This is a genomic window from Agathobacter sp., from assembly GCF_977054825.1.
In genome coordinates this window covers 365,220-390,719 of sequence record NZ_CDRTEH010000002.1, presented here as the reverse complement: position 1 = coordinate 390,719, position 25,500 = coordinate 365,220, and the positions used below count along the sequence as shown (strand labels likewise).

The 25,500-nt window shown below is 42.5% G+C and carries 28 protein-coding genes; 26 read left to right on the top strand and 2 right to left on the bottom strand.

The annotated features are described in order from the left end of the window. The first annotated feature begins 17 nt into the window (after positions 1 to 17). The 16 genes from ACW6PM_RS03975 (at position 18) to ACW6PM_RS03900 (ending at position 14,036) form a co-directional block, all read left to right on the top strand. Positions 18 to 242 carry a DUF896 domain-containing protein gene (locus ACW6PM_RS03975; protein WP_308668625.1) on the top strand — a complete coding sequence of 75 codons (225 nt, stop codon included), beginning with the start codon at positions 18 to 20 and terminating at the stop codon, positions 240 to 242. After that, positions 217 to 792, top strand: a complete 576-nt coding sequence (locus ACW6PM_RS03970) for a 5-formyltetrahydrofolate cyclo-ligase (protein ID WP_456056282.1) — start codon at positions 217 to 219, stop codon at positions 790 to 792. Before ACW6PM_RS03975 ends, ACW6PM_RS03970 begins: the two co-directional genes overlap by 26 nt. Next, the gene (locus ACW6PM_RS03965) at positions 785 to 2,041 is read left to right on the top strand and encodes a glutamate-5-semialdehyde dehydrogenase (protein WP_308668623.1); all 1,257 of its coding nucleotides are present in this window, start codon (positions 785 to 787) and stop codon (positions 2,039 to 2,041) included. Before ACW6PM_RS03970 ends, ACW6PM_RS03965 begins: the two co-directional genes overlap by 8 nt. 47 nt (positions 2,042 to 2,088) lie before the next feature. Then, positions 2,089 to 3,528: a tRNA (N6-isopentenyl adenosine(37)-C2)-methylthiotransferase MiaB gene (miaB, locus tag ACW6PM_RS03960; protein WP_330022536.1), complete on the top strand. Its 1,440-nt coding sequence runs from the start codon at positions 2,089 to 2,091 to the stop codon at positions 3,526 to 3,528. Further along, positions 3,521 to 3,919 (top strand): NusG domain II-containing protein, encoded by a 399-nt coding sequence (locus tag ACW6PM_RS03955; RefSeq protein WP_456056281.1) that lies wholly within the window; start codon positions 3,521 to 3,523, stop codon positions 3,917 to 3,919. The genes miaB and ACW6PM_RS03955 overlap by 8 nt, the downstream gene beginning before the upstream one ends. 33 nt (positions 3,920 to 3,952) lie before the next feature. Next, positions 3,953 to 4,450, top strand: coding sequence for a Gx transporter family protein (locus tag ACW6PM_RS03950; RefSeq protein ID WP_456056280.1), 498 nt, complete (start codon positions 3,953 to 3,955; stop codon positions 4,448 to 4,450). 69 nt (positions 4,451 to 4,519) lie between these two features. Continuing rightward, the gene (ruvA, locus tag ACW6PM_RS03945) at positions 4,520 to 5,128 is read left to right on the top strand and encodes a Holliday junction branch migration protein RuvA (RefSeq protein WP_448753945.1); all 609 of its coding nucleotides are present in this window, start codon (positions 4,520 to 4,522) and stop codon (positions 5,126 to 5,128) included. A gap of 44 nt (positions 5,129 to 5,172) precedes the next feature. Then, entirely contained in the window at positions 5,173 to 6,165 is a 993-nt protein-coding gene (gene ruvB, locus ACW6PM_RS03940; protein WP_308656360.1) for a Holliday junction branch migration DNA helicase RuvB, read from the top strand. A 116-nt stretch (positions 6,166 to 6,281) separates the two neighbouring features. Next, positions 6,282 to 6,755 (top strand): cell division protein ZapA, encoded by a 474-nt coding sequence (locus tag ACW6PM_RS03935; protein WP_012742500.1) that lies wholly within the window; start codon positions 6,282 to 6,284, stop codon positions 6,753 to 6,755. A gap of 87 nt (positions 6,756 to 6,842) precedes the next feature. Next, positions 6,843 to 8,969: a DUF3656 domain-containing U32 family peptidase gene (locus ACW6PM_RS03930; protein WP_456056279.1), complete on the top strand. Its 2,127-nt coding sequence runs from the start codon at positions 6,843 to 6,845 to the stop codon at positions 8,967 to 8,969. A gap of 1 nt (position 8,970) precedes the next feature. After that, on the top strand, positions 8,971 to 10,377 hold the full coding sequence (locus ACW6PM_RS03925; RefSeq protein ID WP_456056278.1) for an FtsW/RodA/SpoVE family cell cycle protein: 1,407 nt from the start codon (positions 8,971 to 8,973) through the stop codon (positions 10,375 to 10,377). Continuing rightward, entirely contained in the window at positions 10,292 to 11,770 is a 1,479-nt protein-coding gene (locus ACW6PM_RS03920; RefSeq protein ID WP_456056277.1) for a peptidoglycan D,D-transpeptidase FtsI family protein, read from the top strand. The genes ACW6PM_RS03925 and ACW6PM_RS03920 overlap by 86 nt, the downstream gene beginning before the upstream one ends. Before the next feature lie 114 nt (positions 11,771 to 11,884). Beyond that, a complete protein-coding gene (locus ACW6PM_RS03915; protein ID WP_015516318.1) occupies positions 11,885 to 12,337 on the top strand; it encodes an NUDIX hydrolase in 453 nt (150 codons plus the stop codon). A 45-nt stretch (positions 12,338 to 12,382) separates the two neighbouring features. Then, a complete protein-coding gene (locus ACW6PM_RS03910; protein WP_022293203.1) occupies positions 12,383 to 12,703 on the top strand; it encodes a hypothetical protein in 321 nt (106 codons plus the stop codon). Positions 12,704 to 12,707: 4 nt separating this feature from the next. Continuing rightward, positions 12,708 to 13,628, top strand: a complete 921-nt coding sequence (locus ACW6PM_RS03905; RefSeq protein WP_456056276.1) for a hypothetical protein — start codon at positions 12,708 to 12,710, stop codon at positions 13,626 to 13,628. Positions 13,629 to 13,640: 12 nt separating this feature from the next. Beyond that, positions 13,641 to 14,036, top strand: coding sequence for a GerW family sporulation protein (locus ACW6PM_RS03900; RefSeq protein ID WP_012742508.1), 396 nt, complete (start codon positions 13,641 to 13,643; stop codon positions 14,034 to 14,036). 79 nt (positions 14,037 to 14,115) lie between these two features. On the opposite strand, the gene rpmB is transcribed toward ACW6PM_RS03900, so the two are convergent. Continuing rightward, positions 14,116 to 14,301, bottom strand: a complete 186-nt coding sequence (gene rpmB / locus ACW6PM_RS03895; RefSeq protein ID WP_015516322.1) for a 50S ribosomal protein L28 — start codon at positions 14,299 to 14,301, stop codon at positions 14,116 to 14,118. A 174-nt stretch (positions 14,302 to 14,475) separates the two neighbouring features. Here rpmB and ACW6PM_RS03890 point away from each other — a divergent pair, with 174 nt between their 5' ends. From ACW6PM_RS03890 to recG, 3 genes are read left to right on the top strand one after another with little or no spacing between them, the layout of a single operon-like run. Beyond that, the gene (locus ACW6PM_RS03890; RefSeq protein ID WP_015516323.1) at positions 14,476 to 14,835 is read left to right on the top strand and encodes an Asp23/Gls24 family envelope stress response protein; all 360 of its coding nucleotides are present in this window, start codon (positions 14,476 to 14,478) and stop codon (positions 14,833 to 14,835) included. Positions 14,836 to 14,850: 15 nt separating this feature from the next. Then, positions 14,851 to 16,548 carry a DAK2 domain-containing protein gene (locus ACW6PM_RS03885; RefSeq protein WP_456056275.1) on the top strand — a complete coding sequence of 566 codons (1,698 nt, stop codon included), beginning with the start codon at positions 14,851 to 14,853 and terminating at the stop codon, positions 16,546 to 16,548. Positions 16,549 to 16,592: 44 nt separating this feature from the next. Then, positions 16,593 to 18,659, top strand: coding sequence for an ATP-dependent DNA helicase RecG (recG, locus tag ACW6PM_RS03880; protein WP_456056274.1), 2,067 nt, complete (start codon positions 16,593 to 16,595; stop codon positions 18,657 to 18,659). A gap of 92 nt (positions 18,660 to 18,751) precedes the next feature. Here the strand turns inward: recG and ACW6PM_RS03875 are convergent, their stop codons facing one another. After that, positions 18,752 to 20,494, bottom strand: coding sequence for an Rqc2 family fibronectin-binding protein (locus ACW6PM_RS03875; RefSeq protein ID WP_456056273.1), 1,743 nt, complete (start codon positions 20,492 to 20,494; stop codon positions 18,752 to 18,754). 173 nt (positions 20,495 to 20,667) lie between these two features. Here ACW6PM_RS03875 and ACW6PM_RS03870 point away from each other — a divergent pair, with 173 nt between their 5' ends. The 7 genes from ACW6PM_RS03870 (at position 20,668) to coaD (ending at position 25,488) form a co-directional block, all read left to right on the top strand. Next, on the top strand, positions 20,668 to 21,546 hold the full coding sequence (locus ACW6PM_RS03870; protein ID WP_456056272.1) for a YicC/YloC family endoribonuclease: 879 nt from the start codon (positions 20,668 to 20,670) through the stop codon (positions 21,544 to 21,546). 15 nt (positions 21,547 to 21,561) lie between these two features. Then, on the top strand, positions 21,562 to 22,221 hold the full coding sequence (gene gmk, locus ACW6PM_RS03865; RefSeq protein WP_308649878.1) for a guanylate kinase: 660 nt from the start codon (positions 21,562 to 21,564) through the stop codon (positions 22,219 to 22,221). Position 22,222: 1 nt separating this feature from the next. After that, positions 22,223 to 22,483, top strand: coding sequence for a DNA-directed RNA polymerase subunit omega (gene rpoZ, locus ACW6PM_RS03860; protein WP_015516327.1), 261 nt, complete (start codon positions 22,223 to 22,225; stop codon positions 22,481 to 22,483). A gap of 66 nt (positions 22,484 to 22,549) precedes the next feature. Further along, positions 22,550 to 23,875: a 30S ribosomal protein S12 methylthiotransferase RimO gene (gene rimO / locus ACW6PM_RS03855; RefSeq protein WP_456056271.1), complete on the top strand. Its 1,326-nt coding sequence runs from the start codon at positions 22,550 to 22,552 to the stop codon at positions 23,873 to 23,875. Next, positions 23,872 to 24,420: a CDP-diacylglycerol--glycerol-3-phosphate 3-phosphatidyltransferase gene (gene pgsA / locus ACW6PM_RS03850; RefSeq protein ID WP_118191034.1), complete on the top strand. Its 549-nt coding sequence runs from the start codon at positions 23,872 to 23,874 to the stop codon at positions 24,418 to 24,420. Before rimO ends, pgsA begins: the two co-directional genes overlap by 4 nt. Positions 24,421 to 24,440: 20 nt before the next feature. After that, the gene (gene rsmD, locus ACW6PM_RS03845) at positions 24,441 to 24,992 is read left to right on the top strand and encodes a 16S rRNA (guanine(966)-N(2))-methyltransferase RsmD (protein WP_308668606.1); all 552 of its coding nucleotides are present in this window, start codon (positions 24,441 to 24,443) and stop codon (positions 24,990 to 24,992) included. A gap of 10 nt (positions 24,993 to 25,002) precedes the next feature. After that, a complete protein-coding gene (gene coaD / locus ACW6PM_RS03840) occupies positions 25,003 to 25,488 on the top strand; it encodes a pantetheine-phosphate adenylyltransferase (RefSeq protein WP_308499106.1) in 486 nt (161 codons plus the stop codon). The last annotated feature ends 12 nt before the right edge of the window (positions 25,489 to 25,500 follow it).

The following is a 25,500-nucleotide window of genomic DNA, read 5'->3' as shown; positions in this document are numbered from 1 at the left end:
GAAATCAGGAGAGTGCTATGACACAGGAGAAAATACAAAGAATCAATGAGCTTTACAGGAAGTCACAGGCAGAGGGGCTTTCAGAGGCAGAGAAAAAGGAGCAGGATCTTTTGCGCAAGGAGTATATAGCCAGTGTGAAGAAGAATTTAAGAAACCAGCTCAACAATATCGATATGGTAAATGATGATGGTTCGGTTGAGAACCTCGGCGAGAAATATGGAAACAAAAAAAGAAATTCGTAGCAGGCTAAAAAAGCAAAGAAGCCTTCTGGGTGCTGATGAGTGCCGCAGTATGAGCCATGAAATTTATAAAAGGCTCATAGCTTTGGAGCTTGATAGAGACTATGACAACATACTTTTGTATTCGGCTATCAGAAATGAAGTGAATACAGATGAGTATTTTACCTATTTAATCAACAAAGCAAAAAGAATATATTATCCGAGGGTTTGTGGCGATGAAATGTCCTTTTACAGGGTAAGAAGCCTTGATGAGCTTAATTGTGGCTCATTTAATATTAATGAGCCTGATATGACGCATGAGTATACGCAAGCGGATGGCAGGGCGCTTATGATAGTGCCGGGGCTTGGTTTTTCTTATACCGGTTACAGAATCGGTTATGGAAAGGGCTTTTATGACAGATATTTATCGTCTTTTACAAAAAGAGACACTGTTATGGCAGTTGGAGTGGGCTACGATTTCCAGTTACTTGGTAACGTGACGTTTGAAGATGAATATGACGTACCCTTAGATGGGGTAATAACAGATAAGAGAGAGGTGTTTATTGATGACTGATTTAGAAAAAATTTGTGCGGATGCATATGAGGCCAGAGTAAAGATAGGAACTCTTGATACTGATATCAAGAATAAGGTGTTAAACGATGCGGCGGACAATCTGCTTAAGGCAGAGGCAGAAATCCTTGAGGCAAACAAAAGGGATGTGGCAACAGCAGAGGAAAATATGAAGGCAAAGAGCATGATTGACAGGCTCTCGCTCGATCATGACAGGCTCCTTGGCATGGCTGACGGACTCAGACAGATAGCAAAGCTTGCAGACCCAATAGGGGAAGTGATGTCTATGGCAAAGCGTCCTAATGGTCTTATTATCGGAAAAAGAAGAGTTGCAATCGGTGTTGTGGGCATCATCTTTGAGGCGCGCCCAAATGTCACATCAGATGCCTTTGGTCTGTGCTTTAAGACAGGTAACTGTGTCATATTAAAGGGTGGAAGTGATGCGATAAATACCAATATCGCAATAGTAAAGGCTTTAAAAAAGGCTTTGACGGACAATTTGGTTTCTGATGCTGCACTTGCACTTATTGAGTCAACAGACAGAGAAACCACGAATGCATTTATGAAGATGGATCAGTATGTGGATGTGCTCATACCAAGAGGCGGGGCGGGACTCATCCAGAATGTTGTCAAAAATGCAACAATTCCTGTCATCCAGACCGGTACAGGCAACTGCCATGTATATGTAGACAAGGATGCTGACTTTGATATGGCTGTCAATATTATAAACAATGCCAAGACACAGAGAATCAGTGTCTGCAATGCATGCGAGTCGATTGTGGTACACAGTGCCATAGCAGAGGAGTTTCTGCCAAAGCTGTACGATAAGCTGAGAGAGCATCATGTACAGCTTCGCTGTGATGAAAGAGCACAGGCAATTCTTGCTGGAAGAGACGATGTGACAGAGGCTTCTTCCGATGACTGGGGCATGGAGTATCTTGATTACATCATGTCTGTAAAGATTGTTGACAGTATTGATGAGGCAATCGAGCATATAAACAGATACAATACATCACATTCAGAGGCAATCGTCACAAATGATTATGACAACGCACAGAAGTTTTTAAATGAGATAGATGCTGCCTGCGTTTATGTAAATGCCTCAACCAGATTTTCCGATGGAAATGAATTCGGCTTTGGAGCTGAGATTGGAATCAGCACACAGAAGCTTCACGCAAGGGGACCTATGGGGCTTGAAGCACTGACAAGCTATAAGTATATCATTTACGGCAGTGGTCAGATAAGGGAATAGTCAGCTAAAGTATAATAGATTTAATTTGAGAGGAAATATAATATAACATGAGCTATGATATAGATATAACAAAGACACCACCGGGTCATGAGCCGGAGAGACAGTATTACTACATGGCAAAGGCAAAGGATTTTGTCGAAAAGAAATCTAAAGAAATCGGCCGTCCAATGACTTATTTCGTAAAGACCTTCGGGTGTCAGATGAACGCCCGCGACTCAGAAAAGCTTGTCGGAATACTCGAGCAGATCGGCTATGTGGAAGGAACTGATGAGCATTCGGATTTCATTGTATACAACACCTGTACCGTACGTGAGAATGCCAACAACAAGGTGTACGGCAGACTGGGCTATCTGCAAAACTACAAGAAAAAGAATCCTCTGATGAAGATTGCTCTCTGCGGCTGCATGATGCAGGAGCCTGAGGTTGTTGAAAATATTAAAAAGCACTATAAGTTTGTAGATATCGTATTCGGAACCCACAATATATTCAAGTTTGCAGAGATTTTATGCAACAATATCGAGTCAGGCTCACAGGTGATTGACATATGGAAGGATACCAACCAGATTGTCGAGGATCTGCCGGTGAAGAGAAAGTTTTCTTTCAAATCAGGTGTCAATATCATGTTTGGCTGCAACAATTTCTGCAGCTATTGTATCGTGCCATATGTAAGAGGCCGGGAGAGAAGCAGGGAGCCTAAGGATATCATAAGAGAGATAGAAAAGCTTGTCTCAGACGGAGTGTGTGAGATAATGCTTCTTGGACAGAATGTCAACTCATATGGTAAAACACTTGACAATCCTATAACCTTTGCGGAGCTTCTTCGCGAGGTTAATAAGATTGAAGGGCTTAAGAGAATACGTTTTATGACATCTCATCCAAAGGATTTGTCGGATGACCTGATTATGGCAATAAAGGAGTGCGACAAGGTGTGCAAGCATATGCATCTGCCGCTTCAGTCAGGAAGCTCAAGGGTGCTTAAGGAGATGAACAGGCACTATGACAAGGAGAAGTATCTCGACGAGGTAAAGAGACTTCGTGAGCAGATTCCTGATATTGCAATCACAACTGACATCATTGTGGGCTTCCCGGGTGAGACTGAGGAAGATTTCCTTGAGACAATGGATGTTGTCAAGCAGGTCAGATACGACAGTGCTTTTACATTTATTTATTCAAAGAGAACAGGCACACGTGCTGCCACTATGGAGAATCAGGTGCCTGATGATGTGGTCAAGGACAGGTTTGACAGACTCTTAAAGGAGGTTCAGACAATCTCATCAGAAAAGGCAAAATGCTATGAGGGCAAAGTGGTGCCGGTGCTTGCTGAGGAGATGGATGACCAGAAGGAGGGCTATGTGACCGGTCGTATGGACAACAATTCGATAGTACATTTTCCGGGTACAAAGGATATGATTGGAAATATCTACAATGTGAAGCTCGATGAGTGCAGAGGCTTTTACTATATGGGAGAGATAGAAGAGGATGCGTAAGCGTTTTGGCAGAAATGATATAATCCTGATATCGGTTATTGTAATTATCTCTGTCGCCCTGCTTCTTGTATGGAAGCTTGTATATTTAAATGGGCAGGATACGAACGGCGATGCATGCGTCAAGGTAACTGTTGATGGAAAGGTCTATGGCACATATCCGCTTTCAAAGGATGATACAATTGAGATAAAAAACGTTGATGGTGATGTCACAAACACCCTTGTCATAAAGGATGGTGTGGCTGATGTGACTGCTGCCGACTGTCCGGATCATCTGTGTGTAAAGCAGAAGGCGATATCAAATGAGGGCGAGTCGATTATCTGTCTGCCGAACAAGGTTGTTGTGACGGTAAAAAGCGACACGAAATCCGATATAGATTCCATATCAAAGTGATATCCGGATATTTTATAGAAAGAAATGAGATAAATGAAAACCAGAAAAATTGCATACCTTGGTATGCTTATGGCACTGGCACTGGTGCTAAGCTATGTTGAGTCGCTTATACCGTTTGCGGTAGGCATACCGGGAGTAAAGCTTGGTCTTACAAATATAGTGACCGTAATCATGCTTTATATAGCATCGCCCACAGAGACCTTGTTGCTATGTGTATTCCGGGCGGTGCTTTCGGGCTTTATGTTTGGAAATGCGTTCAGTATCATATATTCACTGGCAGGCTGTATACTGAGCTTCATTGTGATGTATCTGCTAAAAAAATTAGATAAATTCAGTTCTGTCTCAATAAGTCTGGTCGGTGGAGTGTGCCACAATATAGGACAGATAATAGTTGCGGCTATAGTTTTGTCAACCTACAGCGTGGTGTATTATATTCCGGTGCTTCTTGTGGCGGGATGCATCACGGGACTTGTGATCGGAATAGTAGCATCACAGGTGCTTTTGAGGATTTCTGACAGCTTTCATGTGTAGTTTTAATGGGCTGTAATAGTTACGATATTTAATAAATAAAGGAGCTGCTGTTTGTAGCAGAAGGATTCAATGTACGCATATATAAAAGGTGAGCTTGCAGAAAAAAATATAGACAGCATTGTGGTGGAGGCAGCTGGTGTAGGCTATCTCGTATACATACCTACACAGTATTTTGACATGCTGCCTGACGAGGGAGAGGATGTAAAAATATACACCTATCTGTGTGTCAGGGAGGATGCCATGATACTTTATGGCTTTTTGAGTAAGGATGATCTTGAGATTTTTAAGCTATTAATTACAGTCAGCGGAATCGGACCGAAGGGAGGTCTTGCGATTCTGTCAACTCTGTCAGCCGATGATTTGCGTTTTGCTATTTTATCGGGAGACTCAAAGGCTATATCAAAGGCGCCGGGAATAGGTGCAAAGACAGCTCAGAGAGTAATCCTTGATTTAAAGGATAAGCTGTCGCTTGAGGATGCATTTGAAAAGAAGCTTGAGAATCAGGCTTCAGGTGTCGCTGCATCCATGAACAGCACTGTAAAAAATGATGCAGTAATGGCACTTAATGCGCTTGGATACTCATCTACGGAGAGCCTTAAGGCAGTGTCCAAGGTTGATATCACAGAGGATATGGATGTAGAGGACGTATTAAAGCTTGCGCTCAAAAATATGGGCTGATTGATAAAAGCTGTAGGGCTTAAAACAGAAACGGGGAACAAAACGTGAAAAGAGTAATTTCCACACAATTGCAGGAAGAGGACATAAAGATAGAAAAATCCCTGCGTCCTATGTATTTTGATGACTATATCGGTCAGCAGAAGATAAAGGACAATTTAAAAATATATATAGAAGCTGCAAAATCAAGGGGCGAGGCGCTCGATCATGTGCTGTTTTACGGACCTCCGGGGCTTGGAAAGACAACACTTGCGGGAATCATTGCAAATGAGATGGGCACAAAGATAAAGGTGACCTCAGGCCCTGCAATAGGTAAGCCGGGAGAGATGGCAGCCATACTCAACGGACTTTCTGAGGGAGACATACTGTTTGTCGATGAGATCCACAGACTAAACCGTCAGGTGGAGGAGGTGCTCTATCCTGCCATGGAGGACTATGCCATAGATATCATGATAGGTAAGGGCGAGTCTGCAAAGTCAATCAGATTCAACCTGCCAAAATTCACACTCGTAGGAGCAACAACGAGGGCAGGCATGCTGTCGGCACCTCTTAGAGACAGATTTGGTGTGGTAAATCACATGGAATTTTACACTGTCGATGAGTTAAAGCAGATTATCATCAATTCAGCAAGGGTGCTTGGAGTTGAGATAGATGACAAGGGAGCCTACGAGATGGCAAGACGCTCAAGAGGCACGCCAAGACTTGCAAACAGACTATTAAAGCGTGTCAGGGATTTTGCACAGGTCAAATATGACGGCAAAATCACCTATGATGTGGCAAGCTTTGCACTGGATCTTTTGGAGGTGGACAAGTACGGACTGGATTTGAATGACAGAAATATACTTCTCACTATCATTGACAAGTTTGCGGGAGGTCCGGTAGGACTTGATACGCTTGCGGCGGCAATAGGTGAGGATGCCGGAACCATTGAGGATGTTTACGAGCCGTATCTGGTGAAGAATGGTTTCATTAACCGCACGCCAAAGGGACGTGTGGCGACAGACCTTGCCTTTGAGCATTTTGAGAGAAAAAGGGCTTAAAGTTGCAATTTATATCTATAAGGCATATAATAATTAAGTATTTTATATTGAAATTGATAGTAACGTTAATATTAATATTGCTGGTTTGAATAAATGTGAAAACGGAGGATGATTAAATGTCTGCAAAAACAAATGCCGAGGTGGTAATAGACGGAAAGGTTTACACACTGTCAGGATATGAGAATGAGGAATATTTACAGAAGGTTGCGGCATACATCAACAACAAGATTGCAGAGTTTGATGATATGGATGAGTATAAGCATCTTCCGGGCAATATGAAGAGCACACTTATCGAGCTCAATATTGCAGATGATTATTTCAAGGCAAAGGCACTTGTCGAAAAGCTCGAGGGTGATATTGAGAATAAGGATAAGGAAATATACGATTTAAAACATGATTTAATTTCCAATCAGGTGAAGACCGAGAATGCCGAGGCGAGCATGAAGGAGCTTGAGGCACAAAACAAGGAGCTTTTACTCAACAAGGCGAGACTTGAGGCAACTCTTGAGGAGTCACTTCTTGATGGAAAAAAGCCTGTTAAAAAATCTGCACATGCTTCTAAAGGGGCAAATGACAGTAGCGATAAATAGCAATAAAAGGGAACAGTTATCGTACACTGTTCCCTATTTTATTGCGGGTTTATATGATATCAAATAATCATCTATATGAGGAAATATATGAGAAATAAAGATTTTGAACTGCTTGCACCGGCAGGAAGCCTTGAGATATTTAAGGGTGTGATAGAAAGCGGCGCCGATGCTGTGTATGTGGGCGGAAGCATGTTTGGAGCCAGGGCATATGCCAATAACTTCACAGAGGAGGAGCTTTTAGAGGCAATTGATTTTGCACATTTACGGGGAGTAAAGGTGTATCTGACCGTCAATACGCTTATTAAAAATAGTGAGTTTTCAAAGCTCTACGACTACCTGCTTCCATACTACAAAAGAGGTCTTGACGCAGTGATAGTGCAGGACCTTGGCGTGGTGAAGGCTATCCATGAGTATTTTCCGTCAATGGAGATACATACGAGTACACAGATGACGGTGACGGGAGCAGACGGAGTGCGATTTCTTTCACAGTTTGGAGTGACGCGCGTGGTCATGGCGAGGGAGGTTTCTCTAGCCGAGATGAAGCGCATACATGAGGAAACAGGCATGGAGCTTGAAGCCTTTGTTCACGGAGCACTGTGCTATTCATATTCAGGACAGTGCCTTTTCAGCAGTATTTTAGGCGGTAGAAGCGGTAACAGAGGCCGCTGTGCACAGCCCTGCAGACTGCCGTATACAGTGGAGGGCAAAAAGGATGAATACATTTTAAGCCTTAAGGATATGTGTGGTATAAAGTCACTTGACAAGCTGCATGAGGCGGGTGTTTATTCGCTAAAGATTGAGGGCCGCATGAAGCAGCTTGAGTATGCATGCGGAGTGGTAAAATACTACAGAAGCTATATTGACAGCATGAAGCCTGTTACCGATGCAGATTATGACAGAATAAAGGCGCTTGGAAACCGCTGTGGCTTTACAGACAGGTATTATTTTGACCATAATGGCTCTGATATGGTGACTTATGTGAAGCCGAATTTTGTTTCAAAGGCAGCAGAGCCTTTGCCGGAAAAAAGAAAGCTTTCGATAGAGGGAGCGCTTGTTTTAAGAGAGGGCGAGCCGGGAAGTCTCACTGTAAAAAGAGGTGATGTGGCATACCAAGCCTCAATAGAACCTGTCAGCGCCGCACTTAAGGCACCGCTTGATAAAAAGGCGGCAATCGACAGGATACGCAAAACCGGTGATACAGAGTTTGAGTTCTCACATATTGATGCTCAAATCGGAGAAAACGTATTTGTGCCAAACGGAGCACTAAATAAGCTGCGACGTGATGCAATTTTGGGGTTAAGTGATAAACTGTTGGAAAAGTATTACAGGGATGACGCGCGATATGCCGATATGTCAAGTCTGTGTGAGCTTCCTGAACATGTCGTAAAAAGCGACGCAGCACATGGAGATGAAGCTGTAAATGTAAAGGATTACACCACCATATGCTCGTGTATGACACGCAAGCAGCTTGAAACACTCATGAGCTATGACTGCTTTGATGTATTTTATCTGGATTTTGACATGTACGACAGGAAGACTCTGATACAGCAGTTTGCAGATGATGTGCTAAGCCTTACAAAGCAAAATAAAAAAGTGTATCTAATGCTTCCTACGATATTCAGGGCGGATTCATCCGATTATTTTGTCTCTATCGCAAAAGAGCTTGATAAGGTTAGTTTCGAGGGCTTTGTGGTGAAAAACTACGAGGAGCTTTATCTGGCAGAAAATCTGTTTACAGGTAAAAAGATTATTATAGACCACAATATGTATACCTTTAATGATGCCGCAAAGAGTGTGTTTTTTGAGCACGGGGTAAGTGGCGATACAGTGCCGCTTGAGCTCAATTCAAGGGAGATTATGCACAGAAACAATATAGGCTCGCAGATGATAGTCTACGGATATTATCCGCTTATGACCACCGCTAACTGTGTGCACAAAAATACAAAGGGCTGTGACAAAAAGCAAGAGCTTATATACTTAAAGGATAGGTACAATAAATCCTTTGCGGTTTGTAACAACTGCAGGGAGTGCTATAATACAATATATAATTCGCTGCCAACCATGCTCACAAAGAACATAGGTAAGCTTAAGGACGCCGGTATCAGGAGCTTTAGATACAGCTTTACAATCGAGACTCCAAAGCAGATTAAGGCGGTTATGGAGGATAAGGCAGCTGAATATACAAACGGACATTACAAAAGAGGAGTAGAATAACATGGTACATCTGATAGTACAGCTTTCTAAGTATATTATGATAATACTTTTTCTCATATATACTTTTTTATGCTTTCATTTATTCAAGTATCCTGACAAGCCGAAAAAGCAGAGGCATATATATAATCTGCAGAGATTTTATATGTTTCTGATTCATTTGGATGGTTTTTTGGTGCTCTTTGTCACGACAATGGATACAAAGATAATAGGCTTTTATATAGCACAGCTTGTGCTTTTTGAATCAATTTATTTGATTTATCATAAGTTTTATAAGAATGCCTCAGAGCTTGTGCTCAACAACATGGTGATGATGCTTTGCATAAGCATGATTATTTTAACGAGAATTTCGTTCGACAAGGCATTAAGACAGTTCGTCTTTGTGCTTGCCGGAGCGATATTTGCGTTTTTTATACCGCTTATCATGCAAAAGGGCACGATGTTTAGAAAACTGACATGGACATATGCTGGTGTGGGAATAGTCGGACTCTTGTCAGTGCTTGTGGTAGGTGTGGCGAGCAGGGGTGCAAAGCTTTCTTTGACCTTTGGTCCTGTTTCGATTCAGCCGTCTGAGTTTGTGAAGATACTTTTTGTATTTTTTATAGCATCCATGCTGTATAAATCAACAGATTTAAAGCAGCTTGCCATAACAAGCGGCGTATCGGCAGTGTTTGTATTGATTCTTGTTGCATCAAACGATCTCGGTGGAGCGCTTTTATATTTCTTTACATACCTGGTCATGATTTATGTTGCGACAAAAAAGCTTTATATTTTTGCCGGAGGACTTGCGTTTGTGGGGCTTGGAATGTACGGCGGCTATCATCTGTTTTCTCATGTGAAGAACAGAATTGTTGCATGGCTTGATCCACTTTCTGTCATAGACAAGGCCGGCTATCAGGTGTGCCAGTCGCTCTTTGCCATAGGTACAGGCGGTCTGTTTGGCTTTGGACTGGGACAGGGACTGCCGAATAAGATACCTATTGTGTCAAAGGACTTTATCATAGCGGCTATCTCAGAGGAGATGGGCGGTATATTTGCCATCTGCCTCATCATGGTTTGTGTGAGCTGCTTTCTTATGATATTTAATCTTTCCATGCAGATGAAGGATACGTTTTACAAGTATGTAGCGCTGGGACTTGGCAGCGTGTATGCGCTGCAGGTGCTTTTAACTGTCGGCGGCTCTACCAAGTTTATACCGATGACCGGTGTGACGTTACCGCTTGTGAGCTACGGCGGCAGCTCGCTTCTATCTACGATGATTATTTTTGGAATGATACAGGGTATGTATATTATGCAGGCAGCCCCTGAAAAAAGGAGAAATATAGATGACAAGAGACGAAAGAGTCACGAAACAAAAAACAGACAAAAGCAGACAGCAGGCGGCAAAAACAGCACGAAGACACAGAAATAGAGAGTATGCGGTTGTTACATATTTTTTCCTTATAGTTTTTGTTGGATTGATAGGTTATTTCTTATATTTCCAGTTTGTAAAAAGCGACGAATTCATCAACAGCCCTTACAATTCGCTGCAGGATCTTTTCTCCAAGAACGTGGTGAGAGGCGAGATACAGACTAAGGATGGGCATGTCATTGCACAGACAAAGGTAGCTTCAGATGCGTCTGAGACCAGGGAATACCCTGACGGCAGAATGTTTGCGCATGTGGCAGGCTTTGCCGTAAACGGTAAGGCAGGGCTTGAAAAGCAGGAAAATTTCTCATTGCTTCGCTCGCATGAGTTTTTTCTTGACCAGATAGTAAATGATATAAGCGGCAAGAAAAATACCGGTGACAATGTCATAACCACACTGGATTATGAGGCACAGGCAGCAGCCTATAAGGCGCTTGGAGATTACGATGGTGCTGTTATTGCAATTGAGCCGAAAACAGGAAAGATTGCAGTTATGGTGTCAAAGCCTGATTATGACCCAAATACTATAGCAAGTGACTGGGAGAGTGTAAACGGTGAGGGCAGCACAGCTCTTTACAACAGGGCAACACAGGGACAGTATGCCCCGGGCTCGGTGTTTAAGATTTTTACAGCACTTGAGTATTATAACGAAAATCCGTCCACATACAACGACTACAGCTTTGACTGTGACGGCAGTATCACTGAGGATGGCTTTACAATTCACTGCGCCGGAAATAAATCACACGGACAGGAGGACTTAACAAAGTCGTTTGCAAAGTCATGCAACTCGTCCTTTTCCAATATAGGTCTTTTGGTGGACAACAATAAGCTTAATACCTTGTGTGACGATATGCTTTTCAACAAGGATCTGCCTATAGCCTTTGATTCAAAAAAGAGTAAGTTTGCGCTTGATAACAATGCTACATCAGCACTGACCATGCAGACTGCGATAGGTCAGGGAAATACGCTTGTTTCACCGCTTCACATGTGCATGATCGCCGGTGCAATCTGCAATGACGGCAATCTGATGAGACCATATCTGGTAGACCATACGGAAAATGCAAGCGGTGCGCTTGTGGAGCAGAATAAACCGGCTTCGTACAAGCAGCTTATGTCAAAGGATCAGGCGGCATTTCTTCAGAATCTTATGGCGGCAGTTGTATCCGATGGAACAGGCACAAAGCTAAGCAACCAAAGCTATGAGGCCTTTGGAAAGACCGGAACTGCCCAGGTCTCAGACTCTACAGACCAGACCAATGCCTGGTTTGTGGGCTATGGAAAAAAGGACGGCTACAATGATCTGGCAATCGCAGTGGTTGTGGAGGATTCGGGTGCCGGAAGCACATATGCGGTGCCGGTAGCAAAAAAGGTATTTGATAAATATTTCAATGAATAGGCTTGTTGCACTTTTTTCAGAAGTAGGTTATACTTAAGTGTAATGACAAGCGTTATCGTTCAAATTTTAGTGAAAATGACAGATAGCGTTTAAACCACACTTGGAGGAATGGCAATGATAGAAGCAACGAGCTGTGGCGGTGTGGTAATCTTTCGTGGCAAAATATTACTCTTATACAAGAACTACAGGAACCGGTACGAGGGGTGGGTACTGCCCAAGGGGACAGTGGAGTCTGACGAAGAGTACAAGGACACTGCAATCCGTGAAGTGAAAGAGGAGACCGGTGCCAGTGCAACGATAATCCAATACGTGGGTAAAAGCCACTATTCTTTTACCGTGCCGCATGATACAGTGGAAAAGGATGTACACTGGTATCTTATGATGGGCGAAAGTTATTATAGTAAACCGCAAAGAGAAGAGTATTTCATGGATTCAGGGTTTTACAAGTATCATGAGGCGTATCATCTGCTTAAGTTTGCAAATGAGAAGCAGATACTTGAGAAGGCTTACAATGAGTATCTGGATTTAAAGAAAAGCAACTTATGGGGGACACACAAGTATTATTAGTATTATTAAAAAGCAGTTTAAAAAACTGCTTTTTGAGGTTTTAGAATGAAATGGTATGAGGATTTATTTGTAGGAGAGTCTGTTACCGGAAAGATAAAAAAAATCAAGTGGAAGATAGAGCATAATGCCGGCATGCTTCACACATACATCATCACGTTTCCGTCTAATGAGGAAAACCTTTTGGATATTATTCCGACAAGAGAATTACTGCAAAAGGGATATCCGAAGAAGAATCTGCACATAATCGCAGTAGCGGGCAATTATGATGAGGCACTTTTGCTGGCCTGCGATATCGTTAAGGAGACGTACGAAAATACAGGTAAAACTGATGTAAAGAGCTATTTAAAGAGCAGACGGAGGAATTAGATACATGATATTTACGATTTTAAAGGTCATAGGCATCATACTCCTTGTAGTGCTTGCTCTTATACTTGCAGTGGTGCTTTGCGTACTGTTTGTGCCGGTTAAGTACAGGGCTGTCGGGAGCTTTGACAATACAGACATAAGAGTAAAGGCACATGTGTCATGGCTTCTTCATTTGTTTGCGCTGCATATAGAGTATGCACGGGAGACTGACGGATATATAAGGCTTGCTTTTGTGAAGAAGAAGCTGTTTGAGGATTCTGACTCTGATTATGAAGATTATGACTCTGATTATGAAGATTATGAATCTGATTATGAAAATGATGAATATGATGAAAAGCCCGCTGAGGCTGATTCAGGGGCTGATAATTATGAAGCCCTGGAAGATGACACTATGGATGCTGCAGCTAAAAATAAAGCAGAAGATAAAGTAAGTGAAAACACCGGAGATGAGCCTAAAATATCGGCAGATGAGTCAGAACATATCACAGATGGAAAAACATATAAAAAGCGAAGCGAAAAATCACACAAAAAGCAATTTAAAGATAAGTCAGATAAAATAAAAAACGGTATAGAAAAGCTTAAAAGAGAATGCGGCGATGAGAGAAACAAAGAAGCTTTTTCACATCTTAAAAAAGAGCTTTTTATCATTCTTAAAAGAATATGTCCAAGGAGGCTTAGGCTTACAATGGTTTATTCAACCGGCTCGCCTGATACAACCGGCATTTCATTGGGTGTTTTAGCATGCTTTCCTGTCGGCTATACAAACAGATGGCGGATCACACCTGATTTCGAGAGTGAAAAGCCGTATGCAAAGGGCAGCTTTGACATAAAGGGACATGTGATAGTAATAAGTATTTTAGCGGCAACACTTAGAATTTTATTTGATAAAAACTGCCGCAGATTATATAATAGGATAAGCAGATAGGAGGAAGATATTATGGCAGATAATAGTTTCAACAACACAGTGGAGTCACTTTTCAAGGGGATGGACAGCTTTATCACTACAAAGACAGTAGTCGGTGATGCGATTCATATAGGGGATACAATCATACTTCCGCTTGTGGATGTGTCGTTTGGAGTGGCAGCAGGAGCATTTTCGGCAGAAAAGAAAAATAACGGAGCCGGCGGTATGGGCGGAAAGATTCAGCCTAGCGCAGTGCTCGTTATCCAGAATGGACAGACAAAGCTTGTCAATGTAAAGAATCAGGACGGCATGACAAAGATACTTGATATGGTGCCGGATATTGTAAGCCGTTTTTCAAAAGGAAAAAATGATGACCTTAATCTCGACGATATAAAGGCAGACGAGGAAGAGGACGATAAGCAGGATTAATTTCATATATGTATGAGAGCAAATAAAAAGGACATCCAAACGGATGTCCTTTAAAATTCAAAAGATTCAAAAATAAAGACTAAGCTCTCTCAACTTTGCCAGATCTTAAACATGAAGTACATACATATAACTTCTGTGGAACTCCATTGACCTTGCAAGAAACCTTCTTAATGTTTGACTTCCAAACATGATTTGATCTTCTATGAGAATGGCTGACATTATTTCCATAATGAACACCTTTTTCACAAATTGCACATTTTGCCATGATATTGCACCTCCTTGCATTTCACTAAGCTTACCATACTCTTAAGCTCACAACAAATGTATTCTATCAGATTAAAATAAAGAATGCAAGGATAAAATATAAAAATATTTGCTTTTTGTGAAAAAAAAGGTATAATAACATTAGCTACGTCACAATATGATGGAGGTATATATTATGAAGGGACAGATGGATACCCAATATGGACAAATTTTAATTGATACAGATGTTATTGCAACCTATGCAGGCTCTGTAGCTGTAGAGTGCTTTGGAATAGTAGGCATGGCAGCGGTCAACATGAAGGATGGTCTTGTAAAGCTTTTAAAGAGAGATTACCTGAACCATGGAATAAATGTAAAGGTAGATGAGAACAACGAAATTACCATTGATTTTCATGTAATAGTAGCGTATGGTATTTCAATCGGCACTGTTTCGGACAATCTTATCGAGACGGTCAAGTACAAGGTTGAGTCATTTACAGGAATGAAAATTGCAAAAATCAATATTTACGTTGAGGGCGTAAGGGTAATTGATTAAGGAGGACTACAAAAAGTGGAGATCACAAGCATTAATTCAAAGCTCCTTGCAAGGATGTTTCTTGCGGGAGCCAAGAATCTTGATTCAAAAAAGGACTGGATAAATGAGCTGAATGTATTCCCGGTACCGGATGGTGATACCGGAACAAATATGACAATGACAATCATGTCTGCGGCCAAGGAGGTCAGCTCGCTTACAGATCCTACCATGGCAGAGCTTGCAAAGGCTATTTCATCAGGCTCTTTAAGAGGTGCCAGAGGAAACTCGGGTGTTATCTTATCACAGCTTTTCAGAGGCTTTTGCAAGGTTATAAAGGAATACGATGAGATAGATGTCACTATTCTTTGCGAGGCATGCCAGAAGGCAGTTGAGACAGCTTACAAGGCAGTTATGAAGCCAAAGGAGGGAACTATCCTCACAGTGGCAAAGGGCGCAGCAGAAAAGGCTCTTGAGCTGTCAGACGATACAGAGGATGTTGTCACATTTGTCGAAGAGGTTATTAAGCAGGCTGAGTATGTGCTTGACCAGACACCGGAGATGCTTCCTGTATTAAAGCAGGCAGGCGTTGTGGATTCGGGCGGACAGGGACTTGTTCAGGTATTAAAGGGAGCATATGATGCCCTTATCGGCAAGGAGATTGACTATACAATAGAGGGCGCACCTGCAGGAGCAGCACCTGCAAAGATTTCAGCAGAGACTGAGGCAGAGATTAAGTTTGGTTACTGCACAGAGTTTATTATTGTGCTCAATGCGCCAATGTCAGACAATGAGGAGCACGCATACAAGGCATTCCTCGAGTCAATCGGTGACTCTATAGTCGTTGTAGCTGACGATGAGATCGTAAAGACTCACGTACATACAAACGACCCTGGACTTGCACTGCAGAAGGCACTTACCTTCGGTTCACTCAGCAAGATAAAGATTGACAATATGCGTGAGGAGCATCAGGAAAAGCTTATAAAGGATTCACAGAAGCTTGCAGCACAGCAGAAGGCTGAGGAAGAGGCTTATGAAGCTGCTCAGGCTGAAGAAAAGACAAATAACATGCCTGCAAAGGAAATGGGCTTTGTATCTGTTTCAATCGGAGAGGGTATGAATGAGGTGTTTAGAGGCCTTGGAGTGGACTATCTCATAGAGGGTGGTCAGACCATGAACCCTAGCACGGAGGATATGCTCAATGCTATCGAGCATGTAAATGCAAAGACAGTATTTATCCTGCCAAACAATAAGAACATCATCATGGCTGCAAACCAGGCAGTAGACCTTGTTGAGGATAAGCAGATTATTGTTATCCCTACAAAGACCATACCACAGGGTATCACAGCTCTTGTAAATTATATCCCTGACCACAGTGCCGAGGAGAATAAAGAGCAGATGATGGCTGAGATAGAAAATGTCAAGACTGGACAGGTGACATATGCAGTCCGTGATACTGAGATTGACGGAAAGACTATCAAGCAGAACGACTTCATGGGAATCGGAGACAAGAGCATCCTTTCTGTTGGAACAGATTTAAGGGCTACCACACTTGAGATGGTAGATGCCATGGTGGATGAGGATTCTGCAATTGTCAGCATCTATTTCGGAAGTGATTCCGATGAGGACTCAGCTAATGAGCTTGCAACAGCAATCGAAGAGAAATATCCTGATGTAGAGGTTGAGGTCAACGATGGCGGACAGCCGATCTACTATTATGTTATTTCTGTAGAGTAAAGCCTTTTTATTTAAAGATAAATGACATTTATTTAGGAGCAAATATGGATATAGCTTCACCGATTACCGCAGTTAAGGGTATCGGGGAAAAAACACAAAAAGCATTTGCTAAAATGGGAGTATACACCGTTGGTGATATACTCCTTCATTTTCCCCGGGATTATGTAAAGTTTCCGGAAATAACGGATATTGATGAACTGAATAATGTAAACGAAAGCAGCACCTATGCCATCCATGCTGTGATTAAAAAGGCGCCTGTAGTGAAAAATACAGCGAGAATGCAGATTACATTGCAGGATATCGGCTCGCCCGGGCATATGATACAGCTTGTATGGTACCGCATGCCATACCTTAAGGCACAGCTTGTGCAGGGAAGGCATCTTATATTTTATGGACATATTAAGCCAAAGGGCGGCAGATATGTGATGGAGCAGCCTGTGGTGTATGAGGTGCAAAAGTACGAGGCTATACGCGATACGCTCCAGCCTGTGTATTCCGTGACAAGCGGTGTGACAAACAATCTGATGGTGAAGACAATAAAGGATACTCTGTCACATGATACACTGCTGTCAGATTACCTGCCCGCGGATATAAGGCACAGATACGGCTTTTGCGAGTATAACTATGCCATGAAGCAGATACATTTTCCTGATGACTTTGATGCGCTTGTAGAGGCAAGAAGACGGCTTGTTTTTGATGAGTTTTTTCTCTTTATTATGGGCATGCGGTATCAGAATAAAAAGCAGCAGAAGGACAAAAATGAGTTTGAGTTTACGGATGATGGTTTTGTGGACGGACTGATTGAGAGGCTTTCGTATGAGCTGACAGGCGCGCAGAAGAAGACCATAGAAGAGATAAAGCAGGATATGCAAAGTCCTTATGTGATGCAGAGGCTTATTCAGGGCGATGTGGGCTCTGGAAAGACGATTGTTGCTTTTCTTCTTATGGCATGGGCGTCAAAATGTGGCTATCAGTCTGCCATAATGGCTCCGACGGAGGTGCTTGCAAACCAGCATTATGAGACGTTTTGCTCACTTGTCAGTCAGTTTGGGCTTGACAGTCCTGTTGTGCTTTTGACAGGCTCTATGACGGCAAAGCAGAAAAGAGAAGCGTATGCACGCCTTGAAAACGAGAAAAATGCGCTTATTATAGGCACTCATGCACTCATACAGGAGAAAGCGGATTTTTCCAATCTGTCGCTTGTTATCACAGATGAGCAGCACAGATTTGGTGTGAAGCAGAGAGAGAGCTTTTCCGATAAGGGGAAGAAGCCGCATATTCTTGTGATGAGTGCCACTCCGATACCACGTACGCTTGCTATAATCATATACGGTGATATGGATATCTCTGTCATAAATGAGGTGCCTGCAAAGAGGCTTCCCATCAAGAACTGTGTGGTTGGCACTGCATTCAGGCCAAAGGCCTACAGCTTTATTGCTAAGCAGGTGAGAGCCGGCCATCAGGCGTATGTTATATGTCCACTTGTGGAGGAAACTGAAAACTCGGAAGGGGAAAATGTCACAGATTATGCAAATGTGCTTAAAGCGGCACTGCCAAAGGATATCACGGTAGATGTGCTTAACGGCAGGATGAAGAGCAAGGCGAAGGATGAGGTGATGCAGCGCTTTGCAAATAACGAGTCGCAGGTGCTGGTGTCCACAACTGTTGTGGAGGTTGGCGTGAATGTGCCCAATGCAACCGTCATGATGATAGAAAACGCGGACAGGTTTGGACTGGCGCAGCTTCATCAGCTAAGAGGCCGTGTGGGCAGGGGAGATGCACAGTCGTATTGTATTTTCATCAATTCGTCAAATTCAAAGAAATCCAAAAAGCGTCTTGAGATACTGAATAAATCAAATGATGGCTTTTATATTGCAAGCGAGGACTTAAAGCTCAGAGGTCCCGGGGATTTCTTTGGAATCAGGCAGAGTGGAGACCTTGCGTTTGCTCTTGCGGATGTGTATCAGGACAGCGATGTGCTAAAGGAAGCATCTGAGATGGTAGATGAAGTGCTTGAAGCAGACCCTGCGCTTTGTACACCGGAAAACAGAATACTTAAAAAGAAAATGGATGAGTTTGCAAAAGAACAATTGAAGCGGATGAATCTATGATAAGCTTAAATGGAAAAAATAAAAGCTGATATAGCATGCAGGATTATGCATGCGTATATCAGCTTTTTATTCTAAGCGGATTTGCGATAAGCCTACTCAATCTGCCTGATATCGGATATATCCGGATGAATCGTGAGAGAGTAGTTTGTGTAATACACGACAAAGCCGGCTGCGGCCCCGTTTGGCTTTTTGACATTTTTCTTTTGCAGGTAGTCAATTTCGACCTTGTCGGCATTTTTGCCCTTTGAGTAGTAGCCTGCGAGCTTGCCGGCCTCCTCGAAGGTTCTATCGGGCAGCTCTTTATTTTCGGCCTTAACGATGACATGTGAGCCCGGCATGCCCTTGGCATGGAACCACCAGTCGTTTCCTGTTGCAAGCTTGAAGGTGAGCTCGTCATTCTGGTAGTTGTTTTTGCCAACGTACATATCAAAACCGTCGGATGAGACATAGTGGAAGGGTTTGCTCTTTACCTTCTGTTTCTTTGCACTCTTTCCCTTTTTGATAAAACCGTATTCTATCAGCTCATCCTTTATCTGGACGAGATCGTCAGCGTTTAAAGCTATGTCCAGCGAATTCTGGATGGACTCCAAGTGGTCTATCTGCCCCTTTGTCTCAACAATAAGCTCGTTTAATGCTTCGGCGGTACGCTTCATCTTTCCGTATTTGTCAAAGTATTTCTGTGCGTTTTCGGCAGGTGTTTTTGTGTTGTCGATAGGGATTTTGATGATTTTGTTGTCATCATAATAGTTTGCAGCCTCAAGAAATTTATCATCCGGCGTAAGTCCGTAGCCGAATGCGTTGATAAGCTCACCGTATACCTTATACTTTTCACGTTTTTCGGAGTCCTTAAGCTGCTTCATCTGCAGGGAGTATTTTTTCTGGTTTCGCTCCAAGAGTGTATTTACGTGTTTTCTCAGGTCGGCTGACTTCTGGCGTATACGGGTGTAGGTGTTTCTTTCCGAGTAGTAAAGCTCTAAAACCTCTGATATAGAGTCATATTTTGTGACCGATAAATCGCCATACTGGGTCAGCTCTATTGAAGCAAATTCCTTTGGCTCGTTGCCGTCGCGCACGATATTAGGAGTAAAACGATTATTTTTTATGTCATCCATCATCCAGGTGAAGTTACTTCCCAGGTGTAAAAGCTCATCGTGTGAGTAGGCTGCTACAGGGGAGTCTGCGTCAAGGCCTGCCCTGTGAGCCAGCTCATTTGCCACAAGGGGGCTGATGCCGGAAAAGGATGAGTAGATAGCCTTTGAAATACTAAGCGGCTTTGCAGATATAATATCCACAAACTGCTTCGAATCTACAGTCAGAGGATTATATTTATCCTCCTGTGTAGCGGGAATGGTGTAGGCTCTGCCCGGAAGCACCTCACGCACCGAGCTTACGGATGCGGGAATACGCTTGGCACTGTCTATTATCGTACCATCGGAATCGGTAAAGATGATGTTTGAATATTTGCCCATCAGCTCTATAATAAGCACCTTGTGGCATAAATCTCCCATCTCGTTTAAGTGTTCGATTTCAAAGTTTATGATACGCTCCATGCCAGGCTGGTAAATTTTTGTGATACGTCCGTTTGCTATATGCTTTCTTAAAACCATGCAAAAGGTTGGGGCGGTGAGAGGGCTTACCTTATTTGTGGGTGTCAGGTAGATGAATGGAAGCGAAGCGCTTGCAGACATCGAAAGCCTGAACGAACCGTTTGAGCCCTTCAGGGTAAGAAGCAGCTCATCAGCCTCAGGTTCTGCAATTTTACTGATTTTTGAGTTTAGTATCGTGCTGTTTAGCTCAGCAACTATATTTGAAATGACTATTCCGTCTAAAGCCATGATGGTCCTCCTTATTTCCGGTAAATATTCTAAATCTTCAAAAACAAAAACTATCAAAAGCTATTGTACATATGAATATTTATAATCATGAATATTTATATTATAATATATTTGACGAAAATCTCAAGGAGTTATATAATAAACTCATCTATGCATATGCGAAAGGAAAAATTATGATTAAAAGTATGACCGGCTTTGGCAGATACGAGTACGCAGATGCAAGCCGTAAGATTACAGTCGAGGTAAAATCTGTAAATCACAGATATCTGGATGTAAATATCAAGATGCCTAAAAAGCTCAATTTCTTTGAGAGTGCGATAAGGACACTGCTCAAGGAGTACATAGAGCGTGGCAAGGTCGATATTTATATCACATATGAGGATTTTACGGAGAATAATTTCTCTTTGCAGTACAATAAGATACTTGCGGGAGAATATCTGAAGTATCTGAATCAGATGTCAGAGGAATTCGGACTGGAGAATGATATAAGGGTAAGCACACTGTCAAGATATCCGGAGGTATTTGTGATGGAGGAGCAGCCTGTAGACGAGGATGAGCTGTGGAGCAGTCTTGAGAAGGCTCTTCGCGGTGCGTTTGAGCCATTTGTCGAAAGCCGTGTGCGCGAGGGAGAAAATCTTAAAAAAGACCTTTGCGAAAAGCTCGATAATATGGTATCATATGTTGATTTCATTGAGGAGCGTTCGCCACAGATAATTGCAGAATACCGTGCGCGTCTTGAGGAAAAGCTGAGAGAACTTCTTGCAGACAATCAGCTGGATGACTCAAGAATAGCCCAGGAGGTCACTATATTTGCAGACAAGATCTGTGTGGATGAGGAGACGGTCAGGCTCAAGAGCCATATCCTTTCAGTGAAGGAATCGCTTAATGCCGGTGGCAGCGTGGGAAGAAAGCTCGATTTCCTGGCACAGGAGATGAACCGTGAGGCGAACACCATCCTTTCAAAGTCCAATGATCTTAAGATCTCTGACACAGGCATCAGCCTTAAGACTGATATAGAAAAGGTCAGGGAGCAGATTCAAAATATTGAGTAAGTTTAGGAGATTGTGATGAGTAACACAGGAAAATTAGTTGTTTTTTCAGGCTTTTCGGGTTCCGGAAAGGGTACTATCATGAAGGAGCTTATGGCAAAGCACGGTGAGGATTATGCACTGAGCGTATCAGCCACGACCAGAGGTCCAAGGCCGGGTGAGGAGCATGGCAGAGAGTATTTCTTTATCTCAGAGGAAGAATTTGAACAGATGATAAAGGCAGACGGACTGCTTGAGTATGCCAGGTATGTAGATCATTATTACGGCACACCAAAGTCATATGTCAATGAGCAGCTTAATGCCGGAAAGAATGTGATACTAGAGATAGAAATCCAGGGAGCTTTAAAGATAAAGGAGCAGTTTCCTGATACGGTGCTTATGTTTGTGTCAGCACCGAGTGCGGATGAGCTTAAGGACAGGCTCGTCGGAAGAGGCACCGAGACAAAAGAGGTCTGTGCACAGAGGCTTTCAAGAGCATATGAGGAGTCTTTGGGTATAGAAAAATATGATTATTTAGTGGTAAATGATAAGCTTGACGATTGTGTGGAACTCGTGAATGATATAATCCACAGCTCAGATGACACGAAAAAGAATCAGGATTATCTTGTATCATCAAATATAGATTTTATAAATAAAATGAGAAAAGAGCTTTTAAGCTTTTCGAAAGGAGATAAATAATATGATACATCCATCGTATGTAGAGTTAATGAAGGTAGTAAACAACAATGTAGAGATAGGTGAGGAGCCGGTAGTAAACAGCCGTTATTCTATCGTTATCGCAGCAGCAAAGCGTGCACGTCAGATTATTGACGGTGCAGAACCGCTTATCGCACGCCCTAAGTGCAATAAGCCATTATCTATTGCTGTAGAGGAGCTGTACACAGGCGCTGTCAGAATTGTCTCAGATGATGAGGATTTAAACGAGGGCGAAGAGGCTTAATCTAAAAGGGGAAAGGCTGTTTTGTCTTTCCCTTTTAATTGTAAATACTTACATTTGAGAGGTACTATGAAATTATTATTTATTTCGCTTGGATGCGATAAAAACCTTGTGGATTCAGAGTATATGATAGGCATGCTTGCAAATGACGGCATTGAGATGACCGATGATGAGACGCAGGCTGATATCATTATCGTAAACAGCTGCTGCTTCATAGGCGATGCAAAGGAGGAGAGTATCAATACCATCCTCGAGATGGCTCAGTACAAGGAGACCGGCAAATGCAAATCGCTTATTGTGACAGGCTGTCTGGCACAAAGATACAAGGATGAGATTTTTAAGGAAATCCCTGAGGTTGATGCCATACTTGGCACCAATTCGTATGATACTATAGTTGAAGCTGTCCATGAGACACTTGAAAAACACAGATACAGCAATCTGCACACCCTAGAGGGGCTTCCGAGCATAAAGACAAAGCGTATTGTCACCACAGGAGGGCATTTCGCTTACCTTAAGATAGCAGAGGGATGCAATAAAAACTGTACCTACTGTGTGATCCCTTCTGTCAGAGGCCGCTACAGAAGTGTGCCTATGGAGGATTTGATCGAGCAGGCAAAGAGCCTTGTGGAGCAGGGGGCAAAGGAGCTTATACTTGTTGCCCAGGAGACCACACTTTACGGAGTGGATTTATATGGTGAGAAGTCTCTCCATAAGCTGTTGGATGAGCTCAACAAGATAAGCGGGCTGTTCTGGATAAGGATTATGTACTGCTATCCTGAGGAGATATATGATGAGCTTATAGAGTCCATGATAAAGGATGAGAAGGTATGCCATTACCTTGATATGCCAATCCAGCACTGCAATGACGATATTTTAAGACGCATGGGCAGAAAAACAACAAAGGCTGAGCTTACACAACGTATCAGAATGCTGCGTGAGAGGATACCTGATATCACATTAAGGACCACACTTATATGCGGCTTCCCGGGTGAGACGCAGGATAATCACGAGGAGCTTATGCAGTTTGTAAATGATATGGAGTTTGACCGTCTGGGAGCCTTTACGTATTCCCCAGAGGAGGGAACAAAGGCAGCTGCAATGCCTGATCAGATAGATGAGGATACAAAGTCCGACTGGCAGGCTGATGTCATGGAGCTTGAGGAAGAGGTCATTTTTGATAAAAATGAGACACTAAAGGGTAAAGAATTATATGTTTTCATAGAGGGCAAGGTGGCTGATGAGAATGCTTATATCGGCCGTACATACAGAGATGCACCGAATGTTGACGGATATATATTCATCAACACTGATGAGACACTCATGACCGGCGATATATGCAGGGTTGTGGTAACAGGTGCGTATGAATATGATTTGATAGGAGAACTTGTAAAATGAATTTACCAAACAAACTTACAATCTTAAGAGTGATACTTATTCCGTTTTTTGTATTTTTCCTTATTTCACCGTTTTTTGACGGATACGGAAATTATATAGCACTTGCGATATTTATCATTGCAAGTCTTACCGATATGGCTGACGGAAAAATTGCAAGAAAATACAATCTGGTCACAAATTTCGGCAAGTTTATGGATCCTCTTGCGGACAAGCTGCTTGTATGCTCTGCAATGATATGTCTTGTTGATTTAAAGCTCATCCCGGTATGGGTTGTACTTATTATCATTGCAAGAGAGTTTATCATAAGCGGTTTCAGACTCGTTGCATCAGACAATGGAATTGTCATTGCGGCAAGCTACTGGGGCAAGTTTAAGACAACCTTCCAGATGCTTATGGTTATTGTTATTATTTTTAATATCAATCTACAGCTTGGCTGGTTAAATATCCTTGGAACGCTCCTTATATATGTGGCACTTGTGCTCACAGTTGTTTCGCTTATTGACTATATTGCAAAGAATAAGGACGTCTTAAAGGACCAGAAATAGACTATAGCAGGGAGAAAACTATGAGAATAATAGCAGGAACGGCGAGAAGCCTCCCTCTAAAGACTATCGAGGGAAAAGATACAAGACCGACTACTGACAAGACGAAGGAGACTCTTTTTAATGTCATGCAGTTTGATGTTCCCGGAGCATATTTTTTAGATCTGTTTGCGGGAAGCGGGCAGATAGGACTTGAAGCGTTAAGCCGCGGTGCAGCCTATGCTGTATTTGTGGAGAATTCAAGAAAAGCAGCTTCATGCATCGAGGACAATATCCATTTTACAAAGTTTGATAAGGTCTCAAGGCTTATGATGACGGACGCTGTTACGGCAGTACGTACTCTTGAGGGCAAATACAAATTCGATATCATCTTTATGGATCCGCCGTACAATAAGGAGCTTGAAAAGGAAGTGCTTATTGCACTATCTGACAGCGATATCCTTAAGGAGGATACACTTATCGTAGTTGAGGCTTCAAACGATACTGATTTTGATTATCTCACAGAGCTTGGCTATGAGATAGTCAAAGAAAAAATATACAAAACAAACAAGCATGTTTTTATAAAGCGTGCATAGGAGATACAATATGAAGGTAGGAATTTATCCGGGAAGCTTTGATCCGGTGACATTTGGACACCTCGATATAATAGAGCGTTCAGCCAAAATAGTGGACGAGCTGGTTGTTGGAGTGCTCAACAATAGTGCAAAAAACTCGTTGTTTTCTTTGGAAGAACGTGTTAGTATGATAAAGGAAATGACAGCACACATACCAAACGTGAGGGTAGGGTGCTTCGAAGGACTTTTAGTTGACTACATGAAGGAAATCAATGCAACAATCATAATAAGAGGATTGCGTGCAGTGACAGATTTTGAGTATGAGCTGCAGATTGCGCAGGCTAACGGAGTGCAGAATCCGGAAATAGAGACGGTTTTTCTCACCTCGAGCCTCAATTATTCATATTTAAGCTCTACAATTGTCAAGGAATTTGCATCATACGGAGGAGATATATCAAAGTTCGTACCTGAACAGTTCATTGATAGAATTTATGCTAAATACAATATTACCAGGTAAGGAGACAGTATT